Below are 17633 nucleotides of genomic sequence, written 5' to 3'. Positions count from 1 at the left end.
CATCAGCAGTCTTACGGATGGCTGCCGGTTGTCAGGGATGGACAGATTGCCGGGATTACCGGAAAGTCAAAGCGTCTCGAGGCACTTAAGATCGATCTCAAGATGCCTGGTGTCCGTTTAAAGGCAGCTGCTCATATTCAAAATATCGGTACGGTTGATTACGGATACATTACAAAGGATACAGTGATCGGCACAGTAGGTAAAAGCCTGCGTCTAGAAGCAGTCAGGCTGGAAGCCGAGGGGCTGCCTGATGGAATGGACATCTTTATCAGATATCATATCCAGGGAGAAGGCTGGTCAAGCTGGGTCAAGGGTGGCGAGGCCGGGACCTATGGCTTGTCAAAACGGCTCGAGGCGATCCAGATCAAGATTGCATAAAAAAAAGCCCGGGTCTGTCTGGCCCGGGTATGAATGTGGTGGGAAAGGGACTAAATGGTTTGAGGAGATTAGTCCCAATCTCATTACATATAGTATCATATTTTGCATCATACATGCAACAAAGTGTGTCAAGTTTTAACTAAATCAGAATATGATTCGCGGTAGTTACGCTTTGCAAAACCCGGAATTGTTTTCGGCAACACATCTTCATTATGCTAAATCTGGTTACCAAGTACATGTATATTTTTCTGGAAAGACAGTCGGAATTATATCTGGTAGCTACAATATTGTGGCGACAAACCTGCCAAATGCAGTAGTACAACAGGATTGTCGTTCAACATCAGCATATTCGAGAGGAGACATGGAGGTATTAATGACTGGCACTACAGCAAATATGTATACTTGCCAAACTGTTCCAGCAAATGCATGGCTTCGTTTTTCATTCTCTTATATATCAGCCTCCTGATTACCTATAAAGAATCTGTTTTAGCGTAGTCGGAAGAGTATAGACATCAATTATTTTACTGTTTTTTGAATAATATATTTTTAATGTACCTTTACTTGTAGCAGCAGTATAATAACCATCTAGTAATTCGCCAAATGGTGTATGTATATGAATGTATTCGTAGTTTACATCCGCCGATGAACCACCAATATAGAGCACAAATACAAGTTCCTTTATTGACGTCGCTGCATTAGAAAAACGTCTAGTATTGGAATTCAAATTACTAGGATCTAAACTTCCCCATTCACTATATTTTTTGAACTGTAAATTCTGATTTAGTGGAAATATTTGAATATATAAATCCCGATCAGAGTATATCTTGTAATTTTTGGCCCATTGACTTATCCTGCAGGTATCTGTATAATTATTTACAATGTTCCAAAGTTGTTCCATACAAGTTTGGACAGTGGCAGTAATTACAAGGCGCGCGGGCATTTCGATCCTTTGACTTTTAATCAAGTTGTCCGGGGTTCGAATCCCCGCACGCTCATTACTTTAAGAGATCGAGAAAATGCTTTTCTCGGTTTTTTTTAATATGCGAGGAACGAGAATGGAATATTTATATGATAAGTTATTGAACTATAGTAAAACAGATTATTATGCGTTTCATATGCCCGGGCATAAAAGAAATTCCGGGATAATGCAATGTTCATTACCATATGATCTTGATATAACGGAGATTGATGGGTTCGATGATCTGCACCATGCAAAAGGAATATTAAAGCAGGCTGAAATGAGAGCTGCACAGCTTTATCATTCCCAGGAGACATGTTTTCTGATCAACGGAAGTACAGCCGGAATCTTAAGTGCCATATTGGGATGTACGTCCAAAGGAGATAGGATATTAGTAGCAAGAAACTGCCATAAGTCGGTTTATCACGGGATCTATATGAATGAACTGGAGGCGGTATATCTGTATCCCCAATTTTATAATGATATGGAATTAAATGGTCCGATCGATGTTTTATCAGTGGAGCAGGCGCTGGAGGAATATGAGGATGTGAAAGCTGTGGTAATCACATCACCAACCTACGACGGTGTTTTGTCAGATGTGGAGGCAATTGCGGAGAGGGCACACAAGAAAGGGATTCCATTGATCGTTGATGAGGCACATGGAGCACATTTCGGACTGCATCCGTATTTCCCGGAAAATGCAAATGCGAAGGGGGCAGACGTGGTGATACACAGCCTGCATAAAACGCTTCCTTCTTTGACGCAGACAGCGTTGATCCATATGAATGGGGATTTGGTAAACCGCAGGTGCATCAGAAAGTATCTGCATATGATTCAGACAAGCAGCCCCTCCTATATTTTGATGGCGAGTATGGATGAGTGTATCAGAATGCTTTTGGAAAACAGACAGGAATGTTTTCAGAAATATGTAGATCTGCTTGAAATGACACGAAAAAGGCTAAAAAGTTTAAAGCACCTTAGGCTGTTGGAGACAGATCAGTATGATAAGTCAAAACTAGTAATATCTGTGAAAGGGACGGATATGACAAGCAGAGCACTGCATGATATTTTATTAAAGAAATATCATCTGCAGATGGAAATGACAGCGGGCTCCTATGTGCTTGCCATGACATCAGTAGGGGATACATATGAAGGAATGCAGCGTCTGGCAGAAGCATTAGTGGAAATAGATGCGGGGATAAGCTTTTCACGAGATTTGACAACAGGTAATCTTCCAAGACTGGAGAAAAAGTATTCTTCCGCCAGGCTGGATCTCATACTGAGGAAAAAGGAAGGGATTTCAACGGCCAGTCTGCCTTGGAAGGAGAGCGTGGGATACTTATCCACAGAATACGCCTATATTTATCCACCGGGAATTCCTTTGATCGTTCCGGGGGAAAAAATATCGGAAGAGGCGGCTATACTGCTGTGTAATTATGATGCCATGGGGTTTTCTATAGAAGGTTTAGGTCAGGAAGGCAGAATCGAGGTGTTGATAAATGGGTAAAATTTGCTATATCATGGGGAAAAGTTCTTCGGGAAAAGATACGATTTATAAAAAGCTCAGGGAAAGAATGCCGCAGCTTAAGACGATCACTTTATATACGACAAGACCAGTGCGTGCAGGGGAGAGAGACGGGGTAGAGTATTATTTTGTAGACGAGGACCGTCTGGCAGAGATGGAAAGCAAGGGGTGCGTGATCGAGGTCCGCGCATACGATACAAAATGTGGTGTGTGGAAGTATTTTACCGCAGATGACGGACAAATAGATTTAAATAGATATCATTATCTTGTGATCGGCACATTGCAGTCCTATGAGGCTATGTGCAGGTATTTTGGGAAAGATGTTATGATTCCTATCTATGTTGAGGTAGAGGACGGTCAGCGGCTTTTTAGGGCCCTTGAGAGGGAACGGATGCAGGAGGAGCCGAAGTATGCAGAGATGTGCAGAAGATTTCTGGCTGATCAGGAGGATTTCTCCCAGGAGAATTTAAAGAAGGCGGGGATCGAGAAACGTTTTATAAACGATGACATTGACACATGTCTGAATGAGATTCAGGAGTATCTGGATAACTGTATTTTGTAGCAGGGGATCAAGAATGTAAACAGAGGATATTGAAGTAATAGTTTACGAAAGAGGGAGAGGCAGGTTATTCTGCTTCTCCCTCTGCTACTATATCCTCTAAGACATGGATCAGATCATAAATACTTCTGAGCTGAACGTTCCTTTCAAGGATACAGTTTTTTAGATTGATCGGTAAAGATTCAAATTTTTCCCGAAGTTCGGGCGCTACATAAGATGCCATAATATCACCTCGTTATATACTGCCGCAGTATGGGAGAAAATATACATTTAATTTTTTTTGCAAGATTTATAGTTTACCATAGAAAATTTCTATTTATTTCTCTTATTTCTGATAAATTCGATATAATCAGCAACATCATCTAATTCTGCCTGTGTGAGGTCGGAGGTGTCCAGATGAGCGGCAATCGTGCGAGGTGCATTATCATCCTTTTCCCAGCCCATTAAATAGCCTGGAGAGCATTTAAGGGCCTTGGCTAAGGCTTCTATCTTATCAATTCCCATATTTTGAATATTGCTTGATTCATAGCGGGATATTGTAGACTCTGCCGTACCGAGTGCAGAGGCCACATCTTTGAGAGTGAGTCCAAGTTCCAGCCGTCTTGATCTGATCATTTTGCTGATATCCATACTTTCTTACCTCCTGCATTATCACGATATAATTCTGGGATCTTTTATTCTATACATTATATCATACCATAAAATTGCATTATCGCAAGAAAATGTTGCAGATTTGCAAAAAAGGGATTGACTTAGTATAAAAATGTGGTATGATATCAATATAAATTGCGTATACGCAAGAAAATGAATGGGATTATATTTTTTTGAAGAAAATGTTGCATATACGCAAGAAATTGAATGAAAAATAGAAAGTAAAATGCAGGGAAAAAGAAGATAAGGTTATGAAGAAGCAGCAGGGCGGATTTGCTGATATCCGTTTTGATGATTCAAAAGAAGGAGGCAGATCATGGACAGGGGAAATCTGAGGACGCTGGGGCTGGATCAGGATACGATCGAACAGATCATGGCACGCGAGAATTTTGATATAGAGAGCGAGAAAAGGAAACTCAGGGAGACGGAAAATGTACTGGAAGAGCTGAAAGCGGAACTGGCTTTAGAGAGGGAGCTGAAAGAGCTCCGAGAGGCCCAGGCCATTTACCGGGATATCCTGAGAATTGCGGCGGGAAGCTAATGACTATGTAAATATGAAAACAGGAGTCAAACCCGTTGTAAAAAGTCAGGTCAGCACGTCTATGAGAGTGTCTGCAAAAACCAGAATTTATGGGCTATATCTTCACAGAAAATTATGATATACTTAATCTGTAGTTCACAACTTTGTAAGATACCTATAGTACAATAAATGCAAAGTAACTTACAAAGGAAAATATAAGGGGCAGCAGGTGATATTATGAGTGGTTTTAAAGATGTTGTTGGACACAAGAATATTATTCAATATATAGGAAATGCGGTGAAGACGGACAAGGTGTCACATGCGTATATCCTCAATGGGGAGAAGGGCTCCGGGAAGAAGCTGCTTGCCAGTTTATTTGCCATGAGCCTGCAGTGCCAGGACAGGGAAGAGGATGGGGATGCCTGTGGAAAGTGTCAGTCCTGCAAGCAGGCGATGAATAATAACCAGCCCGATATTATCAAGGTCACTCATGAGAAGCCGAATACGATCAGTATCGATGATATCCGGGAACAGGTGAATCATGATATTGTGATCAAGCCTTACAGCAGCAGATATAAGATTTATATCATTGCGGATGCGGATATGATGACTGTGCAGGCTCAGAATGCGATCTTAAAGACGATCGAGGAGCCGCCGGAGTATGCAGTGATCATGCTGCTGACGGAGAATGCGGAGACGCTGCTTCCTACGATCCGGTCCAGATGTGTGATGCTAAAGCTGCGTAATATCAAGGATCAGCTTGTGAAAAAGTATCTGATGGAGCAGATGGAGATCCCGGATTATAAGGCGGATGTCTGTGTTGCATTTGCCCAGGGGAATATGGGGAAGGCGATCATGCTTGCCACTTCTGAACATTTTAATGAGATTAAGGAAGAGGCAGTCCATTTGCTGCGTAACATCAATGAGATGGATTTAAGCGACCTGATCGAGGCTGTGAAGAGATGCATGTCTTATAAGCTGGAGATCAGTGATTATATGGATGTGATCGCAATCTGGTATCGGGATGTGCTGATCTATAAGGCAACCCGTAATGTGGACAGGGTGGTCTTTTCTGACCAGCTGAAGTATATTAAGGATCGTGCGAATAAGAGTTCCTATGAGGGAATCGAGATTATTCTTGACGCACTGGAAAAAGCAAAAGCAAGACTGAAGGCGAATGTGAATTTTGAACTTACCATGGAATTGCTTTTATTGACGATAAAGGAGAATTAACAGGATGACGAAAGTAATAGGTGTGAGATTCCGTACGGCGGGAAAGATTTATTTTTTCGCGCCCGGGAAGTTTGACATCAAGCAGGGTGACAATGTGATTGTGGAGACTGCGCGCGGTGTTGAATTCGGGCGTGTTGTCTCAGGACCAAAGGAAGTGAAGGATGAGGAGGTCGTGCAGCCGCTTAAGTCTGTGATCAGGGTAGCGACGGAGCAGGACCGCAAGGTGGAAGAGAAGAACCGGGAGAAGGAAAAAGAGGCTTTTAAGATCTGCCTGGAGAAGATACGCAAGCATGGGCTTGAGATGAAGCTGATCGATGCAGAGTATACATTTGATAATAATAAGGTGCTGTTTTATTTCACGGCAGATGGAAGGATCGATTTCAGAGAGCTGGTGAAGGATCTGGCAGCAGTGTTCCGCACCAGGATCGAACTCCGGCAGATCGGAGTGAGGGACGAGACGAAGATCCGCGGCGGTATCGGTATTTGTGGAAGACCGCTCTGTTGTAACACATATCTTTCTGAATTTGCGGCAGTATCTATTAAGATGGCTAAGGAGCAGAATCTGTCACTGAATCCGACGAAGATCTCTGGAGTGTGCGGGCGTTTGATGTGCTGCCTGACCAATGAGGAGGAGACTTATGAGGAATTGAACAGCCAGCTTCCCTCTGTTGGGGATCAGGTGACGACTTCCGAGGGGCTGAGTGGAACCGTACATTCATTGAGTGTGCTGCGGAAGCTGGTGAAGGTGATCGTTACTCTGGAGAATGATGAGAAGGAGATCCGGGAATACCGGGCAGAAGAACTCAAATTCAAACCAAGGCGCAGAAAAGCAAAGGTTTCCAAGGAAGAGATGAAGAAACTTGCGGCACTGGAGAAGGGCGAAGGAGCATCAAAGTTAGATGACAACTAAATTAAGACCAGGAGAGCGCATCGATGACCTGCAGCTGGATGGATATGAGATCATTCAGGATCCGGAGAGATTCTGCTTTGGGATCGATGCAGTGCTGCTCTCTGATTTTACTAAAGTTAAAAAAGATGAGACCGTTCTGGACTTAGGGACCGGAACGGGGATCCTGCCGATCCTTCTGGCAGCTAAGACGGAAGGAAAACATTTTACCGGACTTGAGATACAAAAAGAAAGTGCGGATATGGCCAGGCGCAGTGTGATACACAATGACCTTGCAGGCAGGATCGATATTGTAACAGGAGATATCAAAGAGGCGGCTGAGATCTTGGAGCCGGCCTTTTTTGATGTGATCGTAACAAATCCCCCTTATATGCTTAATCAGCATGGGCTAAAGAACCCTCAGGATGCCAAGGCCATCGCACGTCATGAGATTTTATGTACTCTGGATGATATTTTGCGGGAGAGTGCTAAGATGCTGCGAGAGAGCAAGGGGCGGTTTTATATGATACATAAACCCTTTAGACTGGCGGAGATCATGGTGAAGATGAATCAGTATAAAATAGAGCCAAAGAGGCTCAGGTTCATACATCCCTATGTGGATAAGGAGCCGACAATGGTTATGATAGAGGGGATGAAGGGCGGGAAGTCGCGTGTGAAGATCGAACCGCCGGTTATCATGTATGAGAAGTAATGGCTAAAAATGCCGATGTTAGATAACAAGCAGGGAGAGCAGAAGGAGAATTTATGTCAGGGACTTTATATTTATGTGCAACGCCGATCGGAAATCTTGAAGATATGACGTTTCGGGTGATCCGCACGCTGAAAGAGGTGGATTTGATCGCAGCCGAGGATACCCGCAACAGCATTAAGCTGCTGAACCATTTTGAGATTCAGACTCCGATGACCAGCTATCATGAGTATAACAAGTTTGAAAAGGGCAGGAAGCTTGTGGAAAAGCTGATGGAAGGGCAGAATATCGCACTTATTACGGATGCGGGAACACCGGGGATATCCGATCCGGGGGAAGAGCTGGTGAAGATGTGCTATGAAGCTGAGATTCCGGTTACATCACTTCCGGGGGCAGCAGCCTGTATTACGGCATTGACTTTGTCAGGGCTTTCTACGAGAAGATTTGCCTTTGAGGCATTTCTGCCGACAGATAAGAAGGAGCGTAAGTGGGTCCTGGAGGAGATGGAGCAGGAGTTTAGGACCATGATCCTGTATGAGGCCCCGCATCGTCTGTTAAAGACGTTAAAGCTTCTTTTGGAGCGTTTGGGCAATCGAAGGGTAACCGTGTGCAGGGAACTGACAAAACGCCATGAGACGGCGTTTGCCACTACTTTGGAGGAGGCTGTGTCTTATTATGAGGCAAAGGAACCAAAAGGGGAGTGTGTGCTTGTGATCGAGGGCAGGAGCCGCACTGAAGCGGTGCGCGAAGACAGGGAGAGATGGGAAGAGATGAGCATTGAGGAGCATATGGAGTTCTATCTGTCTGAGGGCATGAGCAAGAAGGATGCAATGAAAAAGGTGGCCAAAGACCGGGGCGTACAGAAGCGGGAGATTTATAATTATCTGGAGACCAGATAAGGAAGTCTGCCCATTAAGATAGAGTTTTGGAAGTATGTGAAAAATATTTTGCGATTTTACGATTTATTTTAGAGAAATGTGACATTGACGGTTTGGGCGATGTGAGTATAAAATAAATACCAAGTTCAAAAAAAGGCTGAGAATGAAGGAACGGCAATTCGCCGGTACTTTTTTAGAGTTCCGTAAATGACATCAGGTTCAGACAACAGACGAGACATCGGGAAATGACATCGTGTAAGACATTAGGATCAGGCAGCAGTTACGTCAGCATGTACAGGCATTGTGGTGGGACAGCTTGGAAATGACAACAGGATAGACAGCGTGGACAGACAGCAGGAGATTGCGGAATATAAGAGGAGATAAGACTTGGATTGAACTCATATGAAGGGCGTATTACAGATTTTGTAATACGCCTTTTTTACTGATTCATATTCTGTTTTGGATCTATGAGGTTGCTTTACTGACGCACCTCGGTAATCTCTCCGTCCTTCATAAAAACGATCTTTGTTCCGAGAGTGACAGCCTCGTCGTAATTATTAGTGACATATAAAACGGTGATCCCCAGATCTTTGTTGATCTTCTTGATATCTGTGATCATTTCCTGTCTGCGCTGTTCATCCTGTCTGGCAAAATCCTCATCCACAAGTAATACTTTAGGGCGGCAGACAATGGCACGTCCAAGTGCTACTTTCTGCTTTTGGGCATCGGAGATGGATCGGATCTTCTTATCCAATACACTGGAAATGCCGAAGAATTCGGCAGCCGTTTTAACCCGGGAATCGATGACTCCACGGGGGAGATTGCGCAGCCTCAGTCCCAGTGCCATGTTATCATACACATTAAAATGATCATAGAGAACATAATTCTGAAAGGCCATGGCCAGGCTTCTGTCCCTTGGCAGGATATCGTTGAGCAGATCGTTTCCGAGATAAATCTCTCCGGTCGTGATATCCTCCAAACCTCCTATCATGCGGAGTATTGCGGATTTCCCGCACCCACTGGGGCCGTGGAAGGTGACAAATTCTCCGTCGTCAATCTGAAGAGAAACATTCTTAACAGAAATAAATCCATTGGGATAAGTTTTATTTAAATTTTTAAGTGTTACACTGGACATAGGAACACCTCCGCTATTTTCTTATCACAATTTTAGCACATACCATAGGGCAATGCAAAGGGGTCAGACCCTTTTGCTGCCCATTTTCCGAATTGTTTGAAAAAACTCAGAAAACGGCGGTCAAAAGGGTCAGACCCCTTTGCACATCATCCCGGCCAGGATGACGCTGGCTATGAGTCCCGCAAAGGTTGCGAGTAAGGCACCTGAGAGAGTATACCTTGTCTTTTTGATTTTAGCAGTCATGAAGTAGACACTCATAGTATAGAAGATGGTTTCGGTACATGCCATAGATATGGAAGCGATCAAGCCAAGGCGTGAATCGGTTCCGTACTCCTTAAAGATGTCCAGAAGAAGTCCGGTTGCGGCTGAGGAGGAGAACATTTTAACGATGGTGAGGGGGACCAGTTCTCCGGGGAAGCCTATGTATGCGGTAAACTGTCCGATAAGTGTGGAGAGAAAATCAAGAAAACCAGAGGCCCTTAAAATTCCCACGGCGACCATGAGTCCGATCAGGGTGGGCATGATTTTGATGACTGTGAAAAAACCGCTTTTGGCACCTTTTATAAAATTATCGTAAACATTGGTCTTCATCAGGACACCATATGTGACGATCGCAAGGATGATAAAAGGGACAATGAAGTCTGTGATATAGAGGAAAAACTGCATGAACTACCTCGGCATAAACGTTTTGTTATCGCTTTATGTATATGCCGTTTTCTGGGAAACAATGCTTATAAAACAAGGACTTCAAAAAGTGCTAAGACAGGATCACAGGCTTGGATCAGTGAAAGGAATCGGGCGGTGTGGCATATCGGCTTTCTTTTTTTCATAAAATAAAGCAAAGATGTCAGGGGAGTTCTCATGTCATTTCTATTTCCCAAGTATAGAAAACGGCTGACAGCCGTTTGTCTCACGATCAGTGTAACAGGTATGGTGCTGTTCACTGGCTGCAGCCCAAAGGCGGCGGCCAATCAGAATAAGACATTCCAATCATTTACAAATGAGGTATTCTGCCAGGAGGTTGCTTCCAACACGATCAGCCTCCATTATTCTCTGAAAAATCCAGATACATACGGCATAAAAAATGCACCCATTACCTTTGGAGAGTTTTCTACAGATCAGAGGGCCTCAAAGGCTTCCCTGGAAAATCTGCAGGCGGCGCTTAAGCAGTTTTCGTATGATAAGCTCTCTGTGGAAAACCAGCTGACCTATGATGTTCTGAGTGAGTATCTTTCAATGGCAAAAGAGAACACAAAATATTTATTATATGAAGAACCTCTGGGGCTGGTCAGCGGTATACAGACGCAGCTGCCGGTTCTTTTGTCAGAGTACCAGTTTTATGATAAGGATGATGTAGACACTTACCTCAAGCTTATGGAATCAACGCCGGATTATTTTCAATCCCTGATCAAATTTGAAAAGCAAAAATCAAAGGCCGGGCTGTTTATGGCTGATTATGCTGCAGATACGGTAATTGCACAGTGTACGGCTTTTATGGAGATGGGGGAAAGCAACTATTTGATTTCTACTTTTGTAGAACGGTTGAAGCAGCTGGAGCTTTCCACTTCGGAAAAAAGCAGTTATATCAAGAAAAATGCACAGATGCTGCAGAGTTATGTTCTCCCGGCATACAGCCAGCTGGTTTCAGCTGTACAGAAATTGAAGGGGACAGGGAAAAATGAAGAAGGGCTGTGCCATTTACCGGAAGGGAAGGATTATTATGAACAGATCGTTTATGAATCCACTGGATCAAATAAAACGATCCCTCAATTGGAGGATCTGACAAGACGGCAGATCATATCGGATCTGGAGGCAATGGAGGAGGTACTTCAGATAGCAGGAAGCGAGGCTAAGGAAACCGCCGCAATGGAGGAGAATAACCCGGTGTCTATCCTAAAGGAGCTGGAGTCAAAGACCGGAACGTCATTTCCACAGCCGCCGGAAACGGTGACGCAGGTGAAATATGTGCCAAAAGCAATGGAAAAGCATCTTAGTCCAGCATTTTATATGATACCGGCGATCGATGATACGACGCAAAATGTAATCTATGTAAATCAGGCACACATGGGTAATAATCTGACTTTGTATACTACACTCGCGCATGAAGGATATCCCGGCCACCTGTATCAGACTGTCTACTATGCGGGGACGGACCCGGATCCACTAAGGAGTATCTTTAACTTCGGCGGATATGTGGAGGGCTGGGCAACCTATGCGGAGATGTGCAGTTATTATCTTTCATCACTAAGCAAAGAACAGGCAACTTTACTGCAGAAAAACAGCTCCATTATTCTTGGATTATATGCCCTGGCGGATATGGGAATCCATTATGAGGGATGGAGCAGGCTTGATACGATCGCTTTTTTCAAAAATTATGGAATAAAAGACAGCAGGACAGTTGAGCGGATTTACGAGCTGGTTATCGGTTCTCCCGGAAATTATTTAAAATATTATATTGGCTATGTGGAATTCTTGGAGCTAAAAAGGGAATGGGTACAGAAAAAGGGGGAAGATTTTTCACAAAAAGAATTCCACGAGGCGGTATTATCCGTGGGACCGGCACCATTTGCACTCGTGGAAGAATATATGTGGAAGCTGCCGGTGAAAAATTAACGCAGAACATGGTAAAAGGCGTACTGATTCTTACCGCTCTGCTTGGATAGATAAAGAGCTTCGTCGGCATGCTTATAGAGATCTTTGAAGTTGTCACCGTCTTCCGGGAAGAGGGAGACCCCTACGCTGGCACTGATGTGGGGAATTTCTTCCTCTGAGGCTGTATCGATCTTGCTTACCATCTCTAAAAAGTGAGAAACACGAATCCGAATGATCTCAGGATCAATACAGCTTGGAAGGAAGATTAAAAATTCATCTCCTCCGAGCCGGCCGATGATATCTGTAGTCCGAAAGGAACTCTTGAGTGCAGCACCGACCTCACGCAGTACCCGGTCACCGCAGGCGTGTCCGTTAGAGTCATTTACCAGTTTAAAATTATCTACATCTACGACAAGTAGGGCCCCTTTTGAATCCTGCGCTGAAAGAAAGGTGTTGATCTTTCTTTCACAGAAGCCGCGGTTCCACAGACCGGTCATTTTATCAGTATCCCTCTGGATCTCCAGGATATTATTTGCCATGATCTGCTTCATATTCAAGTAGTTGGATTGGTGGGAGGTTATAATGCTGAGCATATAAAAAATGATCGTATTGAGGATATCGTATTCAGCAATATAAGATGCCTTATAGTGTTTCGAAAAGAAACAGAAGATCAGGCAGAAGATCCCCATAAAGATACACATACGGTATGGGATATCAATCATAAATAGAGGCAGGATCACAAGAAAGATAAAAAAAGTAACAGCATTCATTTCTGGATGTGTAATGGTGCCAAGATAGATGGAGGTTCCCATGATAATAGAAAAAACAACATAAAAGGCAAAAGGCACAAAACGTTTATGTGTCTTTAGAAATGTTTGAGCTAATAAATATAAAAGGACAGAGGTTATTACTAAAAGCGTGTAAGCCTCTGTAGATGTTAAAAAATGCTTCATAAACAGCGAGGCAATACTTAAAGGTACTCCTATGATCACACCGATTGCGGATATAAGCTGGACCGCTTTTAAATTCCTGTCGGCAATATCTTCATAATATGTATGATAATTTTCGATAAAAAAATGATTATATGAAATCATAGCATCCACCCCTGGTTTATGAAGTTTGTAAGTAGTTCTATTCTAACATAAAAATCACAGAAATATTACAATAATATGAAAAATTATAGGAGGAAAAAAATTGTTAAATTATCTTTGGGCAGGCATGATTGTGATAGGAGTTGTGTTTGGAGCGTTTAACGGGAGAATGCCGGATATTACAAATGCCGCTCTGGATTCAGCTAAGGAGGCTGTGACACTGTGCATTACAATGATGGGAGTCATGTCATTCTGGGTGGGAATGATGGAGATCGCGTCCAGGGCCGGGATCATTGAAATGGCCTCCAAAAAGCTGAGGCCTCTGATCCGGTTTCTATTTCCAAATATCCCGGAGGGACATAAGGCAAATGAGTATATCAGCACTAATTTCATAGCGAATTTTTTAGGGCTGGGATGGGCGGCTACACCTGCAGGGCTGCAGGGCATGTCCGCTTTGGCAGATCTGGAGAAGGAGAGGCGGGAAGGCAGGGCGCCGGGAAGGGCGAGAGAACCGGGGGTGGCATCGGATGAGATGTGTACGTTTCTGATTATGAATATCTCATCGCTGCAATTGATTCCGGTGAATGTAATTGCTTATAGGAGCCAGTATGGGAGCGTGAATCCGGCGGCGATTGTCGGGGCGGGGATTGTGGCTACGGCGGTGAGTACGGTGGTGGCAATGGTATATTGTAAGATGAAGGCGGGGAGGAGAGTGTGAATAGGGCGAATGTACACTTTGTTTTATGTAATGCAGATAGCCATCAAAGTAATTGGGCACTTATAATGGAAAATAAAACACTGAGACTAAGTTCTTTATATGACAGTAGATATTGGAGTTGAAACATTTGTGACAGAAGAGTCTGTTTGTGGTATATTAAATAAATATGGGAAAGTTTTTACTACACAAAACTGCGCTACACCAAAGCAAAACGGAAACGTATTGTGTATGACTACTTTTACCGTGAGCTGCTGATAAAAAAAGATATTTGGATATACTGGCTGACAGAATAGTTTCGGCGAAGAAAGTATTTGAAAATATTCGAAAGAATCATGGATTGGGGGATTATCATGCCTAAAAAGAAAGACGAGGTTACAATTCACTCCAGCGCGGCAGAGTATTTGACCTATGTTGCAGCAGTCGGTGACAGCGCCGACAGCATGGAAATGCGCTATGAAGATGAAAATATATGGCTGACACAAAAGATGATGGCACAGCTTTATAATGTATCGGTGCAGAATATCGGACAACACATTAAAAAAGTATTAGATGATGGAGAATTGGCAGAAGACTCAGTTATAAAGAAATACTTTATAACTGCTTCTGACGGAAAGCAATACAGTACAAAGCACTACAATCTCCAGATGATTATTGCTGTGGGATTTAAGGTAAATAATGACCGTGCTGTTCGTTTTCGTAAATGGTCTGGTCAGATTGTTAAAGATTATACGATTCAAGGCTGGACAATGGACAAGGAACGTCTGAAAAAGGGGCATATGTTCACGGATGAATACTTTGAGCGTCAGCTGCAAAATATTCGTGAAATTCGCCTATCGGAGCGGAAATTTTATCAAAAAATTACGGACTTGTATGCTACGGCCTTTGATTATGATAAAGATGCAAAGACTACCAGATGTTTCTTCAAGACTGTTCAGAATAAGATGCACTGGGCAGTCCATAGGCACACAGCCGCAGAGTTAATTGTAGAACGAGCAGATGCAGAAAAAGAACATATGGGATTGACTACATGGGAGTCAGCGCCGGATGGGAAAATCGTAAAAGCCGATGTATCGGTTGCAAAGAATTATTTGAACGATAAAGAAATGTCATATATGGAGCGAATTGTATCTTTGTATCTTGATTATGCTGAGCTTCAGGCAGAACGTAAGATTCCTATGAGCATGGAGGATTGGGCAAAACGTCTGGATGGCTTTTTGGAGTTTAACGGAAATGAAATTCTCACTGACGCAGGAAAAATCAGTGCAGAGCAGGCAAAGCTTCATGCTGAGACAGAGTTTGAGAAATATCGGATTGTACAGGACAGGCTGTTTATGTCTGATTATGATAGGTTTTTACTAGGGTTGGAAGAACAAACAAAAGGATAGCTTTTCAGAAATACAAATGTAAAGTTTCTCAAATTAGAAATATATTAGAAGGGAAATCTTGCTTAACATATTAGAGAAAAACAAAAGAAAACAAAAAAATTGTGTCATTAACTTGACTCAAAGGGGGCTGCAGGGCATGGCGGCGCTTGCAGATTTGGAGAAGGAGAGGCGGGAAGGAAGGGCCCCGGGGAGGGCGAGAGAACCGGGAGTGGCCTCGGATGAGATGTGTACGTTTCTGATCATGAATATTTCATCGCTGCAATTGATCCCGGTAAATGTGATCGCTTATCGGAGCCAGTACGGGAGTGTGAATCCGGCGGCAATTGTCGGGGCGGGGATTGCGGCAACGGCGGTGAGTACGGTGGTGGCGATGGTGTATTGTAAGGTGAAGGCTAGAGGGAGAATGAGGTAAACTGTAGGTTTAATAGGGACATCTGCAGGTAGAATGAGCAGAGAAAATCGTACAGTATCCGGCCAATTGTCCAAGATGCGTGTAAATCAGCCTATACCGACTCATACAATAAATGTGCTTTGTGAAATTATAGATTGTTGCGTTGAGGATGTTATAGTCTATAAAAAATAAGTATTTTGTATGTAGTAATTGGGCTGAATGAAAAGATGGTTTGGGTGTTCTTAAATTGTATAACTCTATGAAATGAAGCAGGCCAGAAGATAGAATGTGATTTGTTGCCAATAGGTAAGTTTTTATAAAGGTATAAAAAATTATTTGGGCTAGTTTTTTAAATAACTAATTAACTAATTAGTTAATTATTGAAAAATATATTATTTTGTTATATATTGGTATTGTAGCAAAGTAATTAAAAGGTATTCAAAGGAGGTAACTATGGGTAGAAACAAGACTACAAGACTTTTTGGAGCTCCTGCAAGCGTTTCTGGAGACATAGAGCAGGAAGGTACAAGTCGCTTTATTATTAAAATGGAGGGAGATGGATCTAAAAAAATTGAATATAATGATATTGAAGCTCCAGAAATAAAATTAGTAGGATTTGCAAAGTCAGAATACGCTAGAAAACTTGCCACTGATAAAAATGCTGATAAATTTCTTGAATATTGCTTGGAAAATATATATCATACAAATATCAAAGAGATTGTTAGTAAAAGCAGGACTGTTGTGGATGGCTGGCATGAAATGGATTGGTATGTTATTGCAGAGGGAATTGTTGTGGTAGGAGCTCTGGCAGTTGTAGAATTAGTATTTGATGATGAGCCAGATCCAGATATAGGACCGGAGCCTACAGATATTGGTAAAGCAGCATATTTATGTGGAGGAAAAACCTTTAAGGATCAAGTGGTAAATAGGCTTATTGAATTAGTGAAGGCAGAAGTACAATACGGGGTTGAGACGAATGAATGGGCCAAGTAAGGGGGTTATCGTTCCTACATTCAGGTGCACGGCAGAATGTAAGGAGTGTTGTTTCGAATGTAGTCCATCAATTCAAAAACGTTTGTCATGGTCTGATATAAAAGAGTTTATAGACGAGGTGGCAAACTTTGAGAGTATTAAAATTTTAGTATGGAGTGGTGGTGAATGTTTTTTACTTGGAGAAGAACTAAGAAAAGGTATTGAATATGCAAAAGAAAAGGGAATCGGTTCTAGATGCGTAACAAATGGTTTCTGGGCCACTTCACCAGAAAAAGCAAAAGCTATATTAGAGGTGCTTAAGAAATGTGGTTTGCAGGAATTAAATCTTTCAACAGGAGACGATCATCAGGAATACGTGCCATTTGAGAATATTCTGAATGCAATGATTGCAGGGGCTCAATTGCAGTTGTATACAGCAGTTGCGGTTGAAACGAATAGTACAGCTAGGTTTTCATCTAATGACCTTAAAAATCATCCAAAATTTATTGAAGAAATAGTGGAAAAGGGATTGAGTAAATATGTTAAAATTATGAATGCTGTATGGGTATCATTTCATAGTGATCGTATATTCGAATATGATGAAGATAGTTTAGAATTCCGTAAATCTCAAAGCTGCAATACTTTGTTTGATTCTATATGCCTCAGCCCAGATAAAACTATATTAGGATGTTGTGGTTTGTGTGTAGAGCATATTCCCGAACTATCTTTAGGAAAGTTTAATGGAAACAATTTATTATCTGCTTATGAGGCACAAAAAGAGGATTTTATAAAAATCTGGTTAGCGCTTGAAGGACCGCATGCTATTATAAAGCAAGTTAAAGAGTGGAATCCAGACATTTTGATACCTAAATTTCATCATATGTGTCAGGCATGTGCATACATTTATCAAAATGTAGAAATACAGAAGACTATCGTTAGTCACTACAAAGAGCGTTATACTGAAATTAGAGAAAGATTTTTAGCAAAACAAGTACTCGATGATGTTCAATAAGTTAAGGACAGATTACAGTATAATGTAATCTGTCCTTAGA

The 17633-nt window shown here is 42.4% G+C and carries 19 protein-coding genes and 1 pseudogene; 14 read left to right on the top strand and 6 right to left on the bottom strand.

Features of this window, described 5'->3' with window-relative positions; genetic code table 11:
• Window positions 1-378, top strand: a 378-nt coding sequence (locus AC4OGX_RS19860) for a hypothetical protein (protein ID WP_493332517.1), incomplete at its 5' end; no start/stop codon positions are given.
• Between the two features lie 466 nt (window positions 379-844).
• On the opposite strand, the gene AC4OGX_RS19855 is transcribed toward AC4OGX_RS19860, so the two are convergent.
• Window positions 845-1276 carry a hypothetical protein gene (locus AC4OGX_RS19855; protein WP_493332516.1) on the bottom strand — a complete coding sequence of 144 codons (432 nt, stop codon included), beginning with the start codon at window positions 1274-1276 and terminating at the stop codon, window positions 845-847.
• A gap of 157 nt (window positions 1277-1433) precedes the next feature.
• On the opposite strand from AC4OGX_RS19855, the gene AC4OGX_RS19850 reads away from it, so the two are divergent.
• Both AC4OGX_RS19850 and AC4OGX_RS19845 read left to right on the top strand, forming a co-directional pair.
• Window positions 1434-2843: an aminotransferase class I/II-fold pyridoxal phosphate-dependent enzyme gene (locus tag AC4OGX_RS19850; protein WP_493332515.1), complete on the top strand. Its 1410-nt coding sequence runs from the start codon at window positions 1434-1436 to the stop codon at window positions 2841-2843.
• Window positions 2836-3423, top strand: coding sequence for a nucleoside/nucleotide kinase family protein (locus AC4OGX_RS19845; RefSeq protein WP_493332514.1), 588 nt, complete (start codon window positions 2836-2838; stop codon window positions 3421-3423). Before AC4OGX_RS19850 ends, AC4OGX_RS19845 begins: the two co-directional genes overlap by 8 nt.
• A gap of 64 nt (window positions 3424-3487) precedes the next feature.
• Here AC4OGX_RS19845 and AC4OGX_RS19840 read toward each other — a convergent pair whose 3' ends face one another.
• Together AC4OGX_RS19840 and AC4OGX_RS19835 are read right to left on the bottom strand one after the other, a co-directional pair.
• The gene (locus AC4OGX_RS19840) at window positions 3488-3643 is read right to left on the bottom strand and encodes a hypothetical protein (RefSeq protein ID WP_493332512.1); all 156 of its coding nucleotides are present in this window, start codon (window positions 3641-3643) and stop codon (window positions 3488-3490) included.
• Between the two features lie 89 nt (window positions 3644-3732).
• Window positions 3733-4050 (bottom strand): helix-turn-helix domain-containing protein, encoded by a 318-nt coding sequence (locus AC4OGX_RS19835; RefSeq protein WP_493332510.1) that lies wholly within the window; start codon window positions 4048-4050, stop codon window positions 3733-3735.
• A gap of 337 nt (window positions 4051-4387) precedes the next feature.
• Between AC4OGX_RS19835 and AC4OGX_RS19830 the strand changes: the two genes are divergently transcribed.
• The 5 genes from AC4OGX_RS19830 to rsmI all read left to right on the top strand — a co-directional run bounded on the left by AC4OGX_RS19830 (window position 4388) and on the right by rsmI (window position 8318).
• Window positions 4388-4612, top strand: a complete 225-nt coding sequence (locus AC4OGX_RS19830) for a hypothetical protein (protein WP_493332509.1) — start codon at window positions 4388-4390, stop codon at window positions 4610-4612.
• 216 nt (window positions 4613-4828) lie between these two features.
• A complete protein-coding gene (holB, locus tag AC4OGX_RS19825) occupies window positions 4829-5824 on the top strand; it encodes a DNA polymerase III subunit delta' (RefSeq protein WP_493332507.1) in 996 nt (331 codons plus the stop codon).
• A gap of 4 nt (window positions 5825-5828) precedes the next feature.
• Complete coding sequence (locus AC4OGX_RS19820; RefSeq protein ID WP_493332505.1) at window positions 5829-6734, top strand: PSP1 domain-containing protein; 906 nt, start codon at window positions 5829-5831, stop codon at window positions 6732-6734.
• Window positions 6724-7422, top strand: coding sequence for a tRNA1(Val) (adenine(37)-N6)-methyltransferase (locus AC4OGX_RS19815; protein WP_493332503.1), 699 nt, complete (start codon window positions 6724-6726; stop codon window positions 7420-7422). The genes AC4OGX_RS19820 and AC4OGX_RS19815 overlap by 11 nt, the downstream gene beginning before the upstream one ends.
• 53 nt (window positions 7423-7475) lie before the next feature.
• Window positions 7476-8318: a 16S rRNA (cytidine(1402)-2'-O)-methyltransferase gene (rsmI, locus tag AC4OGX_RS19810; protein ID WP_493332502.1), complete on the top strand. Its 843-nt coding sequence runs from the start codon at window positions 7476-7478 to the stop codon at window positions 8316-8318.
• Window positions 8319-8775: 457 nt separating this feature from the next.
• Here rsmI and AC4OGX_RS19805 read toward each other — a convergent pair whose 3' ends face one another.
• Entirely contained in the window at window positions 8776-9432 is a 657-nt protein-coding gene (locus AC4OGX_RS19805) for an ABC transporter ATP-binding protein (RefSeq protein WP_493332500.1), read from the bottom strand.
• Between the two features lie 129 nt (window positions 9433-9561).
• Entirely contained in the window at window positions 9562-10098 is a 537-nt protein-coding gene (locus tag AC4OGX_RS19800; RefSeq protein WP_493332499.1) for a spore maturation protein, read from the bottom strand.
• A 195-nt stretch (window positions 10099-10293) separates the two neighbouring features.
• Here AC4OGX_RS19800 and AC4OGX_RS19795 point away from each other — a divergent pair, with 195 nt between their 5' ends.
• On the top strand, window positions 10294-12045 hold the full coding sequence (locus AC4OGX_RS19795) for a DUF885 domain-containing protein (RefSeq protein WP_493332498.1): 1752 nt from the start codon (window positions 10294-10296) through the stop codon (window positions 12043-12045).
• Here AC4OGX_RS19795 and AC4OGX_RS19790 read toward each other — a convergent pair.
• The gene (locus AC4OGX_RS19790; protein ID WP_493332497.1) at window positions 12042-13118 is read right to left on the bottom strand and encodes a GGDEF domain-containing protein; all 1077 of its coding nucleotides are present in this window, start codon (window positions 13116-13118) and stop codon (window positions 12042-12044) included. The genes AC4OGX_RS19795 and AC4OGX_RS19790 overlap by 4 nt on opposite strands.
• Before the next feature lie 100 nt (window positions 13119-13218).
• On the opposite strand from AC4OGX_RS19790, the gene AC4OGX_RS19785 reads away from it, so the two are divergent.
• The 5 genes and pseudogenes from AC4OGX_RS19785 (at window position 13219) to AC4OGX_RS19765 (ending at window position 17593) form a co-directional block, all read left to right on the top strand.
• On the top strand, window positions 13219-13833 hold the full coding sequence (locus AC4OGX_RS19785) for a nucleoside recognition protein (protein WP_493332495.1): 615 nt from the start codon (window positions 13219-13221) through the stop codon (window positions 13831-13833).
• A gap of 350 nt (window positions 13834-14183) precedes the next feature.
• The gene (locus tag AC4OGX_RS19780; RefSeq protein ID WP_493332494.1) at window positions 14184-15218 is read left to right on the top strand and encodes a virulence RhuM family protein; all 1035 of its coding nucleotides are present in this window, start codon (window positions 14184-14186) and stop codon (window positions 15216-15218) included.
• Between the two features lie 115 nt (window positions 15219-15333).
• A pseudogene (locus AC4OGX_RS19775) lies at window positions 15334-15630 on the top strand (nucleoside recognition protein); the annotation flags it as partial.
• 432 nt (window positions 15631-16062) lie between these two features.
• The gene (locus AC4OGX_RS19770; RefSeq protein ID WP_493332493.1) at window positions 16063-16602 is read left to right on the top strand and encodes a hypothetical protein; all 540 of its coding nucleotides are present in this window, start codon (window positions 16063-16065) and stop codon (window positions 16600-16602) included.
• Window positions 16586-17593: a radical SAM protein gene (locus AC4OGX_RS19765; RefSeq protein WP_493332491.1), complete on the top strand. Its 1008-nt coding sequence runs from the start codon at window positions 16586-16588 to the stop codon at window positions 17591-17593. The genes AC4OGX_RS19770 and AC4OGX_RS19765 overlap by 17 nt, the downstream gene beginning before the upstream one ends.
• The last annotated feature ends 40 nt before the right edge of the window (window positions 17594-17633 follow it).

This window comes from Faecalicatena sp., assembly GCF_058819085.1.
The sequence above is the reverse complement of the archived record's forward strand: the minus strand, read 5'-3'. Positions and strand labels throughout refer to the sequence as shown.